The 17,956-nt window shown below is 72.9% G+C and carries 13 protein-coding genes; 9 read left to right on the top strand and 4 right to left on the bottom strand.

Annotated features, from left to right (window positions below; translation table 11 throughout):
- Window positions 1–19 precede the first annotated feature (19 nt).
- Entirely contained in the window at window positions 20–1,252 is a 1,233-nt protein-coding gene (locus ACFT4A_RS24180) for a DUF4032 domain-containing protein (RefSeq protein WP_382833290.1), read from the top strand.
- A gap of 28 nt (window positions 1,253–1,280) precedes the next feature.
- On the opposite strand, the gene ACFT4A_RS24175 is transcribed toward ACFT4A_RS24180, so the two are convergent.
- Window positions 1,281–2,162, bottom strand: a complete 882-nt coding sequence (locus ACFT4A_RS24175) for a universal stress protein (protein ID WP_382833288.1) — start codon at window positions 2,160–2,162, stop codon at window positions 1,281–1,283.
- A 189-nt stretch (window positions 2,163–2,351) separates the two neighbouring features.
- On the opposite strand from ACFT4A_RS24175, the gene ACFT4A_RS24170 reads away from it, so the two are divergent.
- The 4 genes from ACFT4A_RS24170 to ACFT4A_RS24155 are packed head-to-tail and all read left to right on the top strand — an operon-like array spanning window position 2,352 to window position 8,805.
- Window positions 2,352–4,028 carry an FAD-dependent oxidoreductase gene (locus ACFT4A_RS24170; protein ID WP_382833287.1) on the top strand — a complete coding sequence of 559 codons (1,677 nt, stop codon included), beginning with the start codon at window positions 2,352–2,354 and terminating at the stop codon, window positions 4,026–4,028.
- Window positions 4,025–5,470 (top strand): ATP-binding protein, encoded by a 1,446-nt coding sequence (locus ACFT4A_RS24165; RefSeq protein ID WP_382833286.1) that lies wholly within the window; start codon window positions 4,025–4,027, stop codon window positions 5,468–5,470. Before ACFT4A_RS24170 ends, ACFT4A_RS24165 begins: the two co-directional genes overlap by 4 nt.
- Window positions 5,467–5,838 (top strand): UBP-type zinc finger domain-containing protein, encoded by a 372-nt coding sequence (locus ACFT4A_RS24160; protein WP_382833284.1) that lies wholly within the window; start codon window positions 5,467–5,469, stop codon window positions 5,836–5,838. The genes ACFT4A_RS24165 and ACFT4A_RS24160 overlap by 4 nt, the downstream gene beginning before the upstream one ends.
- A gap of 30 nt (window positions 5,839–5,868) precedes the next feature.
- Entirely contained in the window at window positions 5,869–8,805 is a 2,937-nt protein-coding gene (locus ACFT4A_RS24155; protein ID WP_382833282.1) for an AAA family ATPase, read from the top strand.
- 22 nt (window positions 8,806–8,827) lie between these two features.
- Here ACFT4A_RS24155 and ACFT4A_RS24150 read toward each other — a convergent pair whose 3' ends face one another.
- The 3 genes from ACFT4A_RS24150 to ACFT4A_RS24140 all read right to left on the bottom strand — a co-directional run bounded on the left by ACFT4A_RS24150 (window position 8,828) and on the right by ACFT4A_RS24140 (window position 13,215).
- A complete protein-coding gene (locus tag ACFT4A_RS24150; protein WP_382833280.1) occupies window positions 8,828–10,075 on the bottom strand; it encodes an SGNH/GDSL hydrolase family protein in 1,248 nt (415 codons plus the stop codon).
- A 132-nt stretch (window positions 10,076–10,207) separates the two neighbouring features.
- The gene (locus tag ACFT4A_RS24145) at window positions 10,208–12,007 is read right to left on the bottom strand and encodes an alpha-galactosidase D (protein ID WP_382833278.1); all 1,800 of its coding nucleotides are present in this window, start codon (window positions 12,005–12,007) and stop codon (window positions 10,208–10,210) included.
- A gap of 23 nt (window positions 12,008–12,030) precedes the next feature.
- Complete coding sequence (locus tag ACFT4A_RS24140) at window positions 12,031–13,215, bottom strand: ROK family protein (protein ID WP_382833276.1); 1,185 nt, start codon at window positions 13,213–13,215, stop codon at window positions 12,031–12,033.
- Between the two features lie 120 nt (window positions 13,216–13,335).
- On the opposite strand from ACFT4A_RS24140, the gene ACFT4A_RS24135 reads away from it, so the two are divergent.
- The 4 genes from ACFT4A_RS24135 (at window position 13,336) to ACFT4A_RS24120 (ending at window position 17,935) form a co-directional block, all read left to right on the top strand.
- On the top strand, window positions 13,336–14,769 hold the full coding sequence (locus ACFT4A_RS24135) for a CAP domain-containing protein (protein ID WP_382833358.1): 1,434 nt from the start codon (window positions 13,336–13,338) through the stop codon (window positions 14,767–14,769).
- A gap of 78 nt (window positions 14,770–14,847) precedes the next feature.
- On the top strand, window positions 14,848–15,525 hold the full coding sequence (locus tag ACFT4A_RS24130; RefSeq protein WP_382833274.1) for an AIM24 family protein: 678 nt from the start codon (window positions 14,848–14,850) through the stop codon (window positions 15,523–15,525).
- Between the two features lie 182 nt (window positions 15,526–15,707).
- Complete coding sequence (locus ACFT4A_RS24125; protein WP_382833272.1) at window positions 15,708–16,775, top strand: tetratricopeptide repeat protein; 1,068 nt, start codon at window positions 15,708–15,710, stop codon at window positions 16,773–16,775.
- A complete protein-coding gene (locus ACFT4A_RS24120; protein WP_382833270.1) occupies window positions 16,772–17,935 on the top strand; it encodes a polyprenyl synthetase family protein in 1,164 nt (387 codons plus the stop codon). The genes ACFT4A_RS24125 and ACFT4A_RS24120 overlap by 4 nt, the downstream gene beginning before the upstream one ends.
- The last annotated feature ends 21 nt before the right edge of the window (window positions 17,936–17,956 follow it).

Here is a 17,956-nt window from a genome sequence, read left to right as displayed (position 1 = left end):
AGACAAGGACACCCGGCCCATGGCACTGCAGATCAGCGCGACCAACCCGGAGCACCCCGCGCTCTTGCTGGAACTGCCGTGGGACGTGCCCCTGGAGGAGTGGCCGGAGGAGTACCTCGTGCCTCTGCCGCGCGGTATCTCCCGGCACGTGGTGCGCTACTCCCGGGCCGGTGACGAGGTGATCGCCGTCAAGGAACTGGCCGCGCGGCCCGCGCAGCGCGAGTACGACATGCTGCGCGACCTGGACCGGCTCGGCATCCCGTCGGTGGACCCCCTCGCCGTGGTGACCGGCCGCACCGCCCCGGACGGCGCCCCGCTGGAGAGCGTCCTGGTCACCCGGCATCTGGGCGGCTCGATGCCGTATCGCTCGATGTTCGAGACGACCATGCGCCCGGCCACCATGCACCGGCTGATGGACGCGCTCGCCGTACTGCTGGTGCGGCTGCACCTGGCCGGGTTCGCCTGGGGCGACTGCTCGCTGTCCAACACCCTCTTCCGGCGGGACGCGGGCGCCTACGCCGCCTATCTGGTGGACGCCGAGACCGGTGATCTGCATCCGCAGCTCAGCGTCGGACAGCGCGAGTACGACCTGGACCTCGCCCGGGTGAACATCAGCGGGGAGCTGCTGGACCTGGAGGCGTCCGGGGCGCTGCACCCGTCCGTGGACCCCATCGAGTTCGGCATGGAGATCTGTGCCCGCTACCGCGGCCTGTGGGACGAGCTGACCCGCACCTCCGTCTATCCGGCCGGCAAGTACCAGCACATCGAGCGGCGGATCCGCCGTCTGAACGAACTCGGCTTCGACGTCGCCGAGATGCAGATCGAGCACGCCTCGAACGGTGACACGGTCAGCTTCGTGCCCAAGGTCGTCGACGCCGGCCACCATCAGCGGCAACTGCTGCGCCTGACCGGCCTCGACACGGAGGAGAACCAGGCCCGGCGGCTGCTGAACGACCTGGAGAGCTGGATGGCGACCCAGGACGACTACGCGCCGGGCGATCCCCTGGGCGCCCGCCCGGAGGTGCTCGCCCACCGCTGGGTGCGGGAGGTGTTCCGGCCGACCGTGCGGGCCGTGCCGCCCGAGCTGCGCGGCGCCGTGGACCCGGCGGAGATCTACCACCAGCTCCTCGAACACCGCTGGTACATGTCCGAGCGGGCCCAGCACGACATCGGCATCGAGACCGCGGTCGAGGACTACATCCGGAACATCCTGCCCAAGGCCCGCAAGACCCTGCAGCCGACCGCGGACTGAGCCGCCGCGGCCGTCACCTCAGGCGTCGTCAGGCGTGCGGCACCACGGCGACCGGGCAGCGCGCGTGGTGCAGCACCCCGTGCGCCACCGAGCCGATCCGGGCGCCGACGGCCGTACGGTGCGCCCTGCGGCCCACCACCATCAGCTGGGCCGTCCCCGCCACCGACAGCAGGACCTGGCCGGCGCTGCCCATCTCCACGTGCTCCGTCACCGGCACGTCGGGGAAGCGCTCGCGCCACGGCCGGACCGCCGCGTCCAGGCTCTTCTTCTCGTAGGGCTCCAGTCCCCCGGCCTCGTCGAGGAGCTTCAGCGAGCCCGGGCTGTAGGCGAACACGGGCGGCAGGGTCCAGGCCCGTACGACCCGCACGGTCGCCCCGCGCGCGGCCGCCGTCTCGAAGGCGAACCGCAGCGCGTCGGCGCTGTCCTCCGGGTCGCCCTGCTGGCCCACGACGATCTCGCGCCCGGCGGCCTCGGCCGAGGGCTCGTCGCCGGCCCGGACGAGCACGACGGGCCGGGCGGCCTCGGCGATGACCTGCTGGCCGACCGAGCCGAGCAGGAATCCGACGATCGGCCCGTGCCCGCGCGAGCCCAGCACCAGCAGCTCGGCGTCGGCAGCGGCGGCGAGCAGGGTGTCGACGGCCGGCCCCTCCACGACGTCGGTGCTCACGGCGAGGTCCGGGTGCCGTTCGGTGACGGTCCCGACGGCCTCGGTCACCGCGTTGCGCACCCACTCCGCCTGGCTGTCGGCGTCCCCGGCGATCCCCGCTTCGAGCGCCTCCTGCGGCTGGACACGCCAGGCGTGCACCACTCGCAGGGCCAGCCCGCGCCGCGCCGCCTCCCGGGCCGCCCAGGACAGAGCGGCAAGGCTCTCCCGCGATCCGTCGACTCCTGCGGTGATCGGGCGTGTCATCCGGCTGCCTCCCTGTGGAACGTCACGGCGTGCTGCTCAGTCTTCACTACCCCCCGTCGGTGAGCCGAGGCATCCGAACCTGATCTCCGTATCGGAGCGCGGCGCGGCGATCGAACATACGATGGGCGAAGGTCGGTGCGGTGCCCCGGGGCGCCGTGCCGGTAGTCGACCGCCCGGTGTGGGGGACGTATGGCACAGGCCGCCGACGCGGCGCGGACCGTCATCATGACCGTGGACGACGACCCGGGGGTCTCACGGGCCGTGGCCCGGGATCTGCGGCGGCGGTACGGCGCGTCGTACCGGATCGTGCGCGCGGAGTCCGGCGAGTCGGCGCTCGACGCGCTGCGGGAGCTGAAGCTGCGCGGCGATCTCGTGGCGGTGATCCTGGCCGACTACCGGATGCCGCAGATGAACGGCATCGAGTTCCTCGAACAGGCCCTGGACGTGTACCCGGGCGCGCGGCGGGTGCTGCTGACGGCGTACGCGGACACCAACGCGGCGATCGACGCGATCAACGTCGTCGACGTCGACCACTACCTCCTCAAGCCGTGGGACCCGCCCGAGGAGAAGCTCTACCCGGTGCTCGACGACCTGCTCCAGGCGTGGCGGACCAGCGACTTCCGGCCCGTGCCCAGCACCAAGGTCGTGGGGCACCGCTGGTCGTCGCGGTCCTCGGACATTCGGGAGTTCCTGGCCCGCAACCAGGTGCCGTACCGCTGGTACTCCGCCGAGGAGCCGGAGGGCCGGCGGCTGCTGGCCGCGGCCGGCACGGACGGGATGCGGCTGCCGGTGGTGATCACGCCGGACGGGACGCCCCTGGTCGAACCGGAGGCCGTCGACCTCGCCGCCCGGGTCGGTCTCGCGACGACCCCGACGGCCGACTTCTACGACCTGGTCGTGATCGGCGGCGGACCGGCCGGGCTCGGCGCCGCCGTCTACGGCGCCTCCGAGGGGCTGCGGACCGTACTGGTGGAGCGGTCGGCGACCGGCGGCCAGGCCGGACAGAGCTCACGCATCGAGAACTATCTGGGCTTCCCCGACGGTGTGTCGGGGGCGCAGCTCACCGACCGGGCGCGGCGGCAGGCGGCGAAGTTCGGCGCCGAGATCCTCACCGCCCGCGAGGTGACGGCGCTGGAGGTCAACGGCGCCGCACGGATCGTACGGTTCTCCGACGGCTCGGCGGTCGCCGCGCACAGCGTGATCCTGGCGACCGGCGTGTCCTACCGGCAGCTGGCCGCGCCCGGCTGCGACGACCTGACCGGCTGCGGGGTCTTCTACGGCTCGGCCCTCACCGAGGCCCCTTCCTGCCAGGGGCAGGACGTGTACATCGTGGGCGGCGCCAACTCCGCCGGGCAGGCGGCGATGTACCTGTCCCGGGGCGCCAAGTCGGTGACGCTGCTGGTGCGCGGCTCGTCGCTGTCGGCCTCGATGTCGCACTACCTCATCCAGCAGATAGACGAGGCGCCCAACATCCAGGTGCGCTCCCGCACGGTCGTCGAGGCCGCGCACGGCGACGGCCACCTGGAACGGCTGACCCTGCGCGACGTGGACAACGGGCACACCGAACAGGTCGACGCGCAGTGGGTGTTCGTGTTCATCGGCGCGGCCCCGCTGACCGGCTGGCTGGACGGCACGGTGCTGCGGGACGAGCGCGGTTTCATCCTCGCCGGGCCCGACCTGACCCCCGACGGCCGCCCTCCCGAGGACTGGGAGCTGGACCGGCCGCCGTACCACCTGGAGACGAATGTGCCCGGCGTGTTCGTGGCGGGCGACGCCCGTGCCGAGTCCGCCAAGCGCGTGGCGTCCGCCGTCGGAGAGGGAGCCATGGCCGTGATGCTCGTCCACCGGTATCTGGAGCAGTCATGAGCGGTCGGTCGATGCCGTGCAGCCCCCAGGAGATCGGGGCGCTGTTCCTGTTCGAGAAGCTCACGCCCGAGCAGCTCGGCAGGCTGTGCGGCGAGGGACGGGTGGAGCGGTTCGAGCCCGGTCCGGTGTACACCGAGGGCGAACCCGCGACCTGCTTCTACGTGATGCTGGACGGCACGGTCGTGCTGTACCGCCGGGTCGGCGGGGACGACGTGGAGGTGACCCGGACCTCCCAGCGCGGGGTGTACGCGGGGTCCATGCAGGCGTATCTGGGCGACCGGGTGCGGCAGGTCTACAACAACTCCATGCGCGTCACCGAGCCGACGCGGTTCTTCGTGCTGCCCGCCGACACGTTCGCGGACATCATGCAGGAGTGGTTCCCGATGGCGGTGCATCTGCTGGAGGGGCTGTTCTTCGGTTCGAAGAGCACTCAGCGGGCCATCGGGCAGCGCGAACGGCTGCTGGCGCTGGGCTCGTTGTCCGCGGGGCTCACCCACGAGCTCAACAACCCAGCGGCGGCGGCCGTACGGGCCACCGCGACCCTGCGGGAGCGGGTCGGCAAGATGCGGCACAAGCTGGCGATCATCGCGCAGGGTTCGTACTCCCCCGAGGTCATGGCCAACCTCATCGACATCCAGGAACGCACCGCCGAGCGGGTCGCCAAGGCACCCGTGCTGAGTCCGCTGGAGGCCTCCGACCGGGAGGACGCGCTCAGCGACTGGCTCGACGACCAGGGCATCCCGGACGGCTGGCGGATCGCGCCCACCTTCGTCCAGGCCGGTCTCGACGTGGACTGGCTGGACCAGGTCGCGGCGGCCGTGGACGAGGAGATCCTGCCGAGCGCGATCGGATGGCTCAATTACACCGTCGAGACCGAGCTGCTGATGGACGAGATCAACGACTCGACCACGCGCATCTCGCATCTCGTCGACGCGGCGAAGCAGTACTCTCAGCTCGACCGCGCGCCCTTCCAGAACGCCGATGTGCACGAACTCCTCGACTCCACCCTGCTGATGCTGTCGGCCAAGACCGGCAAGCGGATCAAGGTCGTCAAGGAGTACGACCGGTCGCTGCCGAGGATCCCGGCGTACCCGGCCGAGCTCAACCAGGTGTGGACGAATCTCATCGACAACGCGGTGTCGGCCATCAACAGCGCGGGCGGTGAGGGGACGTTGACCGTGCGGACGGCTCCGGACCACGACCGGCTGCTGGTGGAGTTCCGGGACACGGGCGTCGGGATCCCGGCGGCCGACCGGGGGCGGATCTTCGATCCCTTCTTCACGACGAAGCCCGTGGGTGAGGGCACCGGGCTCGGGCTCGACATCTCCTGGCGGATCGTGGTCAACAAGCACCACGGGAGCATTCAGGTGGAGTCGGAGCCGGGGGACACACGGTTCCAGGTGCTGCTTCCGCTTACATCGGTCGAGGAGGAGCCTTCATGAGTGGCGACAGTGGTGACAGTCGTGCCAACGGGATCGACCCGGGCGTGCCGCCGAGCGGCAACGGGTGCGTCGAGTGCGATGCGGGTGGCGGGTGGTGGTTCCATCTGCGGCGGTGTGCGCAGTGCGGGCACGTGGGGTGCTGTGACAGTTCGCCCGCGAAGCATGCGACGGGGCATTTCCGGGCTACCGGGCATCCCTTGGTGCAGAGCTTCGAGCCCGGGGAGAGCTGGTACTGGGACTACTCGGCGAACGAGTTGTACGAGGCCGGGCCGGAGTTGGCTCCGCCGGGGAGTCATCCTGCGGATCAGCCGACGCCGGGGCCTGCGGGGCGGGTGCCGGTGGACTGGGCGAAGGTGTTGCGGGCCTAGGAGGCCCCCTGACAAAAGAAGGTTGGTTCAGTGCCCCAGGGTTCATTCGTCACGCCGGTTGTGGGGCGGGAGTCCGAACTTGCCCGGCTGAGTGGCGTGCTGGACCGTGCCCGGGGTGGGGAGGCGCGTGCGGTACTGGTCGCCGGAGACGCCGGAGTCGGTAAGACGCGGGTCCTGGAGGAGGTGTCCGGGCAGGCCGCCGCAACCGGGATGGTCGTTGTCACCGGGCACTGCGTGGACCTCGGGGACGTCGGGCTGCCGTATCTGCCGTTCACCGAGGTGCTGGGGGTGCTCTCGGGGGACGAGCGGTTCGCCGCCGCTCTGGCCGCGCACCCGGTGGTCGAGCGGTTGCTGGGGGCCGGGACCGACGGTGTGCGGGACGTGGACGGGCGATTGCGGCTGTTCGAGGGGATGGCGGGGCTGCTGGCCGATGTGGCGGATGTCGCCCCGTTGCTGCTCGTGCTGGAGGATCTGCACTGGGCCGACCAGTCGTCGCGGGATCTGCTGCGGTTCCTGCTCGGCCGGGGTGTCCTCCGGCACCGGCTGGCGGTGCTCGCCTCGTACCGGGCCGACGACCTGCACCGACGGCATCCGCTGCGGCCGCTGCTGGCGGAGTTGATACGGCTGCCCGCCGTGGAGCGGCTGGAGCTGCGGCCGCTGGCCGATCCCGATGTGGCCCGGCTGGTGCGCGCCCTGGAGCACCGGCCGCTGCCGGACACCACCGTGCGGCGGATCGTGGAGCGCGCCGAGGGGAACGCCTTCTACGCGGAGGAACTGTTCGCGGCCAGCGACTCGGAGCCCGGTGGGGTGCCCGGCGGACTCGCCGATGTGCTGCTGATCCGCTTCGAGCAGCTCTCCGACACCGCGCAGCAGGTGCTGCGGACCGCGGCCGTCGCCGGGCGCCGGGTGGAGCACGAGGTGCTGCGGGAGGCGGTCGGGCTGCCCGAGGAGGAACTGGAGTCGGCGCTGCGCGAGGCGGTGGGACGACAGCTTCTCGTGGCCGGGGACGACGACACGTACTCGTTCCGGCACGCCCTCGCCCGCGAGGCCGTCTACGCCGATCTGCTCCCCGGGGAACGGGCGAGGCTGCACGGCGCGTTCGCGAGGCTGCTCGCCGGACGCGGCCGGACCGCCGAGAGCGCCGCCGAGCGCGCGCACCACTACCGGGAGAGCCATGACCTCGCCGAGGCACTGACCGCCTCGCTCGAGGCGGCCGACCACGCCCAGCGGGTCGGTGCGCCCGCCGAGGAGCAGCGGCATCTCGAAGCGGCCCTGGATCTGTGGCCCGCGGTGGGTTCCGAGGTCCGGCCCTCGGGCGGCGGCGTCGACCGCGTGACGCTGACGCTGCGCGCCTCGGCTGCGGCCGTGCACGCCGGGGAGCTGCACCGCGCCGTCTCCCTCACCCGGTCCGCGCTGGGCGAGCTCGGCCAGGACGCCGACTCCGAACTCGCCGCCCGGGTCCGCTACACCCTCGCCGGGAACCTGCTGAGCGTGGACAGCCTGACGGCGGCGTTCGCCTACAGCAGCGAGGCCCTGGGGATGATCCCCGAGGATCCGCCGTCGCGTACCTGGGTGTGGGCGGCGGCCACTCATGTCATGGCCGCACGTCACGTCGGGGAGAACGAGACCGCGGTGCGGGTCGCCCACCGGGCCCTGGGGGTGGCGGAGCGGCTGCGGGTGACCGATGCCCAGGCGGACCTGCTGATCTCCCTGGCCGTGTTCGACGGCGGCGGGCGGCGCAGCCCGGAGGGGCGTGAGCGGCTGATCAAGGCCCGGGAACTGGCCCGGAGTTCGGGCAACGCGCCGGTGGAGCTGCGCGCCCTGTTCAACCTGGCCATGGGGTGCTACGAGTCCGGTGCGCTGGCGGAGTGCCTGCCCTGGCTGACGGAGGGCCTGGACCGGGCCCGGCGCGCGGGGCTGCTGTCGTCGCCGTATCCGCTGGAGATGCGGTACCTGCGACTGCTGGTGCTGCATGTGCTGGGCCGCTGGGACGAGTGCGTGCGCGCGGCGGCCACGGACGCGGACGTGCTGCCGTCGGCCGGAGGCTACACGGACGGTCCGACGCTCTCCGTGGCGCTGGCGCGCGGCGATCTCGTGGCCGCCGACCGGTCGCGGGCCCTGCTGGAGGGGCCGTTCGACTGGATGGGCACCATGGTCGCGGGCATCGTGCTCACCGACGCCGCCGGACTGCGCCGCGATCCCGAGGACGCGGTGCGGTGGATGCGGTCCACGGTCACGACCCTCACCGACGAGGCGGGCACCCGCCCGAACGTCACGGTCCGGCTCGCCGCCCTGGCGTTGTCCGCCGTGGCCGACGCGGCGGCGGGGCTGCGGCTCACCGGCGACGCGGCGGGAACCCGCCGCTGGACGGACACCGCGACCGAACTCGTCGAACTGGCACGGGCCACCGCCGAGCGCGGCGAGGACGGCGGCCCCCAGGGTCCCGAGGGGCAGGCGTGGCTGGCCCGGGCGGAGGCGGAGTGGCTCCGGGCCGTGTCGGGGCCGGACGCAGCGGCCTGGTCGGAGGCGGTGAAGGCCTTCGGCTACGGCGATGTCTACGAGCGGGCGCGCTGCCGGTTGCGGTACGCCGAGGCCCTGGTGGCGGCCGGGCGTCGCGAGGAGGCGGTGGCGGAGGCCCGGGCGGTCCGGGAGACCGCCGACGCCCTCGGTGCCACGCCGCTGCGGGAGCAGGTCGACGCCCTGGTCCGGCGCGGCCGGCTCTCGGACGCGCCGGGCGCCGAGGACCGGGCCGGCGCGCTCACCGCACGCGAGCAGGAGGTGCTGCGGCTGCTCGCCCTCGGCCGCAGCAACCGGCAGATCGGCGACGAGCTGTTCATCAGCGGCAAGACGGCGAGCGTCCATGTCTCCAACATCCTCGCCAAGCTGGGCGCGTCGAGCCGTGGCGAGGCGGTGGCGATCGCCTACCGGGAGGGTCTGATCACGCCGGAGCCGTCGGCGTCCGGCTGACCGGCATGACGGGCGGACCGGGCTAGCGGCTCCCGCAGTCGAGGCTCTCGAGGTCGACGGCGTCGGCCATCGCCTGCATCCCCTTGTCGTTGGGGTGCAGATGGTCGCCGCCGTCGAAGGCGGGGAGGATCCGCTCGGGGTCGTAGGGGCTGCGCAGGACGCGGTCGAAGTCGGCGACCGCGTCGAACTCGCCGCTGTTGCGGATGAAGGCGTTGACCTCCCGGCGCACGGCCTCCCCGGCGGGGTCCCATTCCTGCCAGCCCTTGAAGGGGGCGATCGTGGAGGCCACGACGCATTTGCCGGCCGCGTGCACCCGGTCGATCAGGGTGCGGTACCCGGCGATCAGCTGGGCGGCCGTGGGGCCCGGCTCGAGCTTGATGTCGTTGACCCCCTGGAAGAGGAACACCGTGCGCACGCCCGGCAGTGAGAGCGCGTCCCGCGAGAGGCGGTTCAGGGCGCTCTGCCCGGGACCGTCGGTAAGGACCCTGTTTCCGGCGATCCCCGCGTTGGCGACCCCCTTGACGGTCGTCGTGGGGAACTTGGCCAGCCGGCGGGCGAGGTAGTCGGGCCAGCGCCGGTTGAGGTCGATGGTGGACTGCCAGCCGTCGGTGACGGAGTCGCCCAGGGCGACCACGGCACCCGCGGCGGGCCGCGGCCGGACGGTGACGGCGTCGAGGTAGAACCGGGAGCCGGTCCGCTGTTTCCAGTGGGCCGCGCTCTCCTCCGCGGTGTGGTCTCCCTCGGCGGTGTACGACGTCTGCATCGCCATCCAGTGCCCGGTGAGCGCGCCTCCCGCCCGGGCGACGTACAGGCTGACGGCGAGCGAACTCGCGGCGGGGACCCGGCCGGGCAGCGGGTCGCTGTGGACGATGCCGCCGGCGGGGACGGTGACGGAGCGCGCGCCGTCGAAGGTCAGGCGTCTGTTGCTGCCGGGGACGAGCGCGGCTCCGTCGCGTTGCAGGCCGGCGTGGACATTGCCGAAGGTCACCGGCTGGTCGCCGAAGGCGTTGGACAGCCGCACCCGCAGGCCGCTGCCGCCGACGCTGGTGTGCACCACGAGCCGGTAGCCGCGGCCGTCGACCGCCTCGCCGATGTGGTCGGCTGAGGAGGCCCAGGTGACCACGCCGTCCCCTGGCTCGGCCGGGGCGCTGGGAGGCGGGGCCTGCTCGTCGGCCCCCTGGGGTGTCGCGCCCGCTCCGCAGCCCAGCACCAGGCAGGTGGAGAGGGCCGCCAGGGCGATACGGCGGTGGGGGCGTGCGGTGCGGGGCATCGTCGGCGCTCCTTCGGCCGGTCGGCGGGCGATCGTCCGGGACGGTCCCGGCGTACGACACGGTAGTGGTGCGACCTCTGGCGCTGCGCACGTGCCCCTGTCGCGACGGGACGAGCCTCTCGATCACGGCTGTCAGGACGCCTGCGGCACGTCGATCCGGTCGATGTCCGGCGCGTGGCCCGAACCGCTGTCGAACGTGATCGTGTTGGTACCGGCCTTGAGGGTCACCGGGACGCTGACCGTCTCGACGGTGCCCCAGTCGCCGGTGGAGGGGAACCTGTGGCGGGTGGCCTCGCCGCCGTTCGCGGAGATCTCGACCGGGCGGGCGTCGCCGCTGACGTAGGCGACCTCGACCTGGTAGGTGCCGGGGCGTTCGACGACGACCTCGTTGAAGGTGAGCTTGCCGCCGAGGTAGAGGCCGCCGACCTTGCGGTCGCCGGAGCAGGACGGGCAGTCGGTGGGCGCGGCGTTGCCGGTGAGGGTGTTGGCGGCGGACTCGGCCTCGTAGCCCGTCGTGGCGAGTGTGCCGCCGCGCGGGGTGACGGTGAGGAGGCGGGAGCCGTGGGCGGGCAGAGTCCGGGTGATCCTGTTCTTGTGGCTGCCGAGGTTCTCGTGCTTCCACAGGTCGCGGACCCCGGCCTTGCCGGTGACGCCGAGGGACGCCCAGTGGGCGGTGACGGCGGCGGGCCTGTCGGCGAGGTTGAACAGGGCGACGGTGTAGCTGCCGTCGGGGTTCTCGGCGGCCCACACCTGCTGCGGGTCGGAGGGCGTGACGGGGCGTGCGGGTGGCGTGGCGTCCTGGTTGACGGCGATGACCTCGCGGTTCGTCAGCAGGGACAGGCCGTGGGCGTCGAGGCGGGTGAGGTCGTCGCCGGTGTACAAGGGGGACTTGGCGATGGCCCACAGGGTGGCGTAGCTCTGTCGCTCGGCCTTGGTGAGGCCGTCCATCTCGCCGTTGCCGACGTCCAGGGAGTCGAGGTCGTTCCAGCCGCCGGGGCCGGCGTGCCGGGTCCAGCCGGGGACGTCGTCCCAGCGGTCGTCGACGGAGTTCTCCCAGCTGACGAGGGTGTTGCAGTAGCACTCGACGTCGGTGTCGATGCGCCAGCCCTGGGAGTGCTTCTTCCAGTCGGCGACGCGGCCGATGTCGAGCGACCAGGAGATCTCCAGGTGGATCGGGCGTCCGGTGGCGGCGATGGCCTTCTGCCAGGCGGCGACGTCGGCGACGTTGTCGTACTGGTCGCCGCTCTTGCCGGAGCCGGGTCCCACCCCGTCGAGTTTGAGGAAGTCGTAGCCCCAGTCGGCGAACATCCGCGCCTGGGAGTCGACGTACTTCTGCGCGCAGGGGCCGGAGAAGTCGAGCTTGTAGGCGCTGTCCCAGCCGTTGGTGGTGCGCAGGTCGTCGTGGACGATGTCGGCGGTGGTGCAGCCGGGGGCGCCCAGGACGGGCACCCTGCCCTCGCCGTAGGCCTCCTTCTCCAGGCCCACCGGCAGATAGATGCCTGCCTTGAGGCCCTTGGCGTGGATGTGGTCGGCGACCGGCTTCATGCCGCGCGGGAAGCGCACCGGGTCGGGCCGCTGGCGGGCGTACCGGTCGAAGCCGGGCCGCCACGCGTTGTCGCGCCACCAGCCGGCGTCGATGTTGACGTACTCGTAGCCGTACTTCTTCAGCTTGGCGGCCAGCGCGTCGGTCTGCTTCAGGACGTTGGCCTCGGTGAGGTAGCTGTAGTCGCCGTCCGGGTTGAGGCCGGGGTACTTGGAGGACTGCATGCTCCAGCTCGACCAGCCCATGTACGGCTTGGCGGCGAGGGCGGGCGCGGTGGTGCCGGCCCGGGCCTCGGCGGGGGCCGTGGTGACGGCGCCCGCGGTGAGGGCCAGAACCACCAGGGCTCTCAGGGCGCGTGCGGGCATGACGGAGTACGAGGTTGACCGCATGGGTCGTGCCTCCCGGTGTCGGTTCAGCGGCCGGGCCGCTGGTCGGCTGTGATGAAGGACTGGATGGCGGTGGCGGCGGCCCCCCGCGCCCACTGCTCGAAGGGCAGGGGTCTGGTCTGTACGTCGCACCGGGCGGCGGAGCCGAAGGCGGCGGCATCGAACGCGCCGCGGATCTGCTCGGCGAACAGGTCGTAGGCGGCCAGGCCCTCGCCGGAGATGATCACGCGTTCGGGTCCGAGCAGGTTGGCCACGGTGGCGATGCCGCGCCCGATCGCCTCGCCCGCCCGCGCGTACACCTCCCGCGCTCCGGCGACCCCCTGGTGGGCCAGTGCCAGGGCCTCCCCGGTGCCGGCGACCGGCAGACCCGTGGCCGCACGGACCTGACGGACGATCGCGGCGTCGCCCGCGACGGCCTCCACACAGCCCCGGTTGCCGCAGTGGCAGGGCGGACCGGACGGGTCGACGGTGACGTGCCCGATCTCCCCGGCGACTCCGTGCGCACCGGCGACGACCCGGCCGTGCACGACGAGGCCGCATCCGATGCCGGCGCCGACGGTCACCACGGCGAAGTCGGACAGTCCCACCCCGGCGCCGAACCACTGCTCGGCGACGGTCAGGGCCCGTACGTCGTTGTCGACGGTGACCGGCAAACCGGTCGTGGCCGCGGCGAGTTCGGCGAGCGGTACGTCGTACCACTCCAGGAACGGCGAGTACCGGACGGTCCCGGCGGTGCGGTCCACATCGCCGGAGACGGCGATGCCGAGGCCCAGCACGCCCGTGCCGAGGCCTTGCGCCTCGGTCAGCAGGTCCTGCGCCAGCGCGGTGACCGCCGACAGCACGTGCCGGGTGTCCCGGGCGGACAGGGGCACGCGCCGGGAGACACGGACCCGGCAGCACAGGTCGGTGAGCACCCCGATGATCTCGTCGCCGGTCACCTTGGCGCCGATGAACAGCGCCCGGTCGCCGTTCACGCGCAGGGGGTTGGCGGGCCGCCCGAGCGTCGGCCGGGCCTCCCCGTCCGCGTCCTCCGCGAGGTAGCCGGCCTCGATCAGCGGCCGAACCGCCTTGGTGACGGCGGCCGGTGACAGTCCGGCACGCCGGGCCGCCTCCAGCCGGGTGAGGGGGCCGTGGGACAGAACGGTGGTGAAGACCTGGGAAGCGGCCGGGGTGTTCGCCGGGAACGTCTCGGCACGACGTGTCGAGTGCATGACCGGAACGTAGGAGGGTTAATTTCCGCTGTCAATAAAAGAAGCAGGATAGCTCCCGAAGCCCTGGGGCTCGGCCCCCGTCGGGAACCCTCGCCCTCTCCAGGCCGTTGTCCGGGCGTGATCAGCGAGTTGGTCCCCGGTGGCAATCTGGCGTTGCCGGGCGGTGCGGTGACCGTCCGGGTGCCCGGGCCGTTCGACGTGTCCGCGCTGATCACGGACGACAGCGGAAGGGTCGGGGGCGACGGCGACTTCGTCTTCTACAACCAGCCGGCCGCCCCGGGGGCCGTACTGCGGCGTGACACGCTCACCGTGGACCCGTCGAGGTTGCGTGCCGGAGCCACGCGGGTCACCGTCGCCGTCAGCCCCGCCGAGCCCGGAACCCCTCTCGGCCGCCTGCCCTCCCCCACACTTCACGTCACCGACGCCGCCGGCCGCCCCCTCACCCGTTTCACCCCGCCGCGCCCCCGCGAGGAGACGGTGCTGCTGCTCGCCGAGTTCTACCGACGCGGCGACCGCTGGAAGCTGCGGGCGCTGGGCCAGGGGTACGCCGACGGACTGGCGGGAGTCGCCCGGGACTTCGGCGTCGACATCGCGGACGACCCGTCCGCGTCGGAGTCGGGCGCGCTCGACAACGGGGTGCGCCGAGCGGCTCTCGCGCCCACGACCGGGCAGGCGGGGGCCTCGGCCGCACGGCACCGGGCCGCCACCGAACCGGCCCACCGTGGCGCCCACTCCCCCGGACCTCCCCGACCACCCGCCTTCGCGCCCTCCGCACCCGATCCCGACGGGTTCGTCGCGCTGGTCAACTCCGCGCGGGCCGCAGCCGGTTCGCCACCGACGACCCTCGACGCCCGTTTGGAGTCCGCCGCCCGGGAGCACGCCGCCGCCATGGCGACGACGGGACGCCTCGGCGTCGAGAGCCGGGACGGTGTCTCCGTCTTCCAGCGCGTCAGCAACGCGGGATACGCGTTTCTCACCGTCGGCGAGCACCTCGTGTCCGGCCCGCGCACACCCGCCGAGTTCGTCGCGTACTGCCTGCGCACCGACGCTCCGCGCCGCACCCTGCTCCACCCGGTGTTCACCCACACCGGACTGGCCCACGTCCACGACGGCCCCTCCGGTGACACCTACTGGACCGCCCTGTGGGCCCGGCCCTTCACACCGGACGGACTGGCCGGCACGGCAGCGGCCGTCACCGACCTCACCAACCGGGAGCGGGCACGGGCCGGACTCCCTCCCCTGGCCGTCGACCCTCTCCTGACCGCCGCCGCGCAGGCGCACAGCGCCGACATGGTGGCCCGCGCCTTCTACTCGCACACCGGGCCCGACGGCAGCCGGCCCTGGGACCGCGCCGCCGCGGCAGGATCCGCCCGGCGTTCCATCGGCGAGAACATAGCCTGCGGCCAGCGCTCCCCCGCCGACGTCGTGGAGGGCTGGATGGACAGCCCTGGCCACCGGGCCAACATCCTCAAGCCCGACTTCACCCACATCGGCATCGGCTTCGCCGGTGGTGGCCGGGCGGGCACGTACTGGACGCAGCTCTTCGGCGCCTGACACCGCGCCACGTCGCTCCGAACCGTCGCCCCCACCGTGATCTTGGCGGAGGGAGACACTCCGGGCGAGGATGCCCGTATGAAGGGTGACCTCTTTTCCAGCGAGCACATGGCCCAACCGCCCGTCGCGGCGGGCATGACGATCGAGAACGCCAAGTGCGTCCGGTACACGGTGAACGGCGAGATGCTCTCCCGGCAGGGCGCGATGATCGCCTACCGCGGCAACCTCCAGTTCGAACGCAAGGGCCAGGGCATGGGCGGCATGCTCAAGCGCGCGGTCACCGGGGAGGGACTGCCGTTGATGGCGGTGCGCGGACAGGGCGAGGCCTGGTTCGCCCACGAGGCGCAGAACTGCTTCATCGTCGACGTCGAACCCGGCGACGAGTTCACCGTCAACGGCCGCAACGTCCTGTGCTTCGACGCGACGTTGTCGTATCGCATCGCGACCGTGAAGGGCGCCGGCATGACCGGCGGCGGCCTGTTCAACAGCGTCTTCTCCGGGCACGGCAAACTGGCCCTGGTCTGCGAGGGCACCCCGCTCGTCATCCCGGTCTCCGCGCAGCACCCGGTGTATGTCGACACCGACGCGATCGTCGGCTGGACCGCGGGCCTGCAGACCTCCCTGCACCGCTCCCAGTCCATCGGGTCGATGCTGCGCGGCGGCTCCGGCGAGGCCGTGCAACTGGTGCTCCAGGGCGAGGGATACGCCGTGGTGCGGCCGAGCGAGGCGACCCCGCAGAAGCCCGGACAGCACTGATCGAACCACGGAAGCCCCTCGGGTGATCTACGCCTCACAGGCAACCCGGTCCGTTCACTCGACGTCTTGATCGACAACAGGTGTGCCCTGGCCCTTGTGGCCAGGGCCGGTTTCCCCCCTTCTATACGCACCATGTATACACAGCGCGTATACATGGTGCGTATACGAACCGAAAGGCATCGATGTACGGCAAGGCATTCGCCCCGGAGTACCAGGGCGCGCTCACCACTCTGTCCGTCAACTCCTCTCTGACCGACGTACTGGCCGCCGGCACCGAGCAGTTGAGGGCGGCCGAGCGCGCCGGCGAGCCCGGGGAGGTGGCGCGTTCCGGACTCGCGGTGGCCGAGGCGCAGCGTCGGCTGGGCCGGGTCGCGGACGCGGACCGGGCCTGGAAGGCGAGTTACCGCGCCGCCCGCGAGGCCGAGGACGTCGGGGCGATGGCCTGGGCCCTGTGGAGCGGCGGCACGCTGGCCCGGCAGCGCGGCGCGCTCCGGCTGGCCCGCCGTCTCCTCCAGCTCGCGGCCGACCTGGGCGAACGCGGCGGGGACGTCGTCGTACGCGGCTACTCGCTGGCGGGCCTGGCCGAGACCGGCCGCATCCAGGGCGACTACGAGGCCGTCGGCCGGCTGCACGAGCAGTTGCTCGCCGAGGCCCGGCGGCGCGGCGAGGCGCGGCACACGGTGTGGGCGCTGGAGGGCATCGCGCAGATGCACCGCAACACCGGGGACTACGACAGGGCGTACACCCTGTTCGAGGAGTCCGCCGAGATCGCCGCGCGGGCCGACGACCGGCGCGGTCACGCCTGGGCGCTGCGCGGTCTGGCCGATGTGGTGTCGGTGCGCGACGGGGACACCGAGCGGGCCCTGGAGCTGCTGAGCGAGGCGGAGGCGTCATGCCGCGCGATGAAGCTGTCCAGCGCGCTGGCCTACAACCACAAGATGCGCGGCAACGTGCTGTACCGGGCCGGGCGTTACGCCGAGGCACGCGCCCTGTACGAGCAGGCGCTCGCGGAGTTCCGCGAGATGAGCGAGCCGCGCGGGGAGGCGCTCTCGCGCCTCGGACTGGCCAAGGCCCTGGCCCGGCTGGGCCGCGACCGCGGCGAGACGGCGGCCGAACTGGCCGACCTCGCCGGCACGCTGGAGCGGATCGGCCTCCAGCACGCCCGCAAGATGGTGGCCCGCGCCCATGAGGAGCTGGGGATACCGGACGCGGGGCTCGCTCTCGCGGGGGCGACGGAGGCGGCACGATGACGGCGCTCCCCACGGCGGTGCAGGCGGCACGGCGAGACACGGCGGTACGGACAGCGCGCCAGGACACGGCGACGCAGTCCCCGACCACCCCGCACGCGACCCGGCTTGAGACCGCGACGCCTGGCGAGCCGCAGGGTCTCGTCGACGACTCCGGCCGCTCCCGCGACGCCCACGCGGTCCTCGAACGCTGCCGTGCCCTCGTGCGTCCCGCCCTGGTTGAGGCCGTCGGGCGGCTGCATCCCTGGGTCGGCGAGATGGCCGCGTACTCCTTCGGCTGGTGTGAGGTGGGCGGCGCACCGGCCGTCGCCTCCGGCGGCAAGGGCGTACGGCAGGCGCTCGCGGTGCTGGGCGCCGAGGCGGCCGGTGCGCCCGGCCGGTCCGGGGTGGCGGCGGCCGTGGCGGTGGAACTGGTGCACACCTTCTCCCTGCTGCACGACGACATCATGGACGGCGACGCGGACCGGCGCCGCCGCCCGACCGTGTGGAAGGCCTACGGCACGGGGCCCGCGGTGCTCGCGGGCGATGCCCTGTTCGCGCTGGCGATCGAGACGCTCGCCGCGCAGCCGGGCGGTGCCGGTGCCGTGCGGACGCTGTCCGGGGCGCTGGGTGACCTGGTGCGCGGGCAGGCGGACGACCTGCTGTTCGCCGAGCGGCCCTGGACGGGGCCGCGGCGGGTGCGGCCCGACGAGTACCGGACGATGGCGGAGCACAAGACGGGCGCCCTGCTGGGCTGCGCTGCCGCGCTGGGTGCCGTGCTCGGGGGTGCCGCCCCGGAGACGGTCACCGCGCTCGACCGGGTGGGCCGGCACCTCGGGATCGCCTTCCAGATCGTCGACGACGTGCTGGGCATCTGGGGTGACCCCCGGGTCACCGGCAAGCCGGTCCACGGCGACCTGCGGGAGCGCAAGAAGACGTTCCCGGTGCTGGTCGCGCTCGGCTCCCCGAGCGGCGGCAGGATCGCCGCGCTCCTGGAGAGCGGAGACGAGCCCGACGCGGCGGCGGCGCTGATCGAGGAGGCGGGCGGCCGTTCGGCGGCCCTGGCCGAGGCCCGGCGTCACCTCGCCGTCGTCGAGACGGCGCTCGCCGGGGTGCCGCTGGCGGCGGGAGCGGCCGGCGAACTGCGCTCGCTGCTCGACTTCCTGGTCCGGCGCGACGTCTGATCCGGTGCCTTCCGCCCGGCG

It is taken from the genome of Streptomyces sp. NPDC057099 (assembly GCF_042671245.1).
GTDB classification, from domain to species: Bacteria; Actinomycetota; Actinomycetes; order Streptomycetales; family Streptomycetaceae; genus Streptomyces; species Streptomyces purpurascens.
This window is presented reverse-complemented; position numbering and strand designations above follow the sequence as displayed.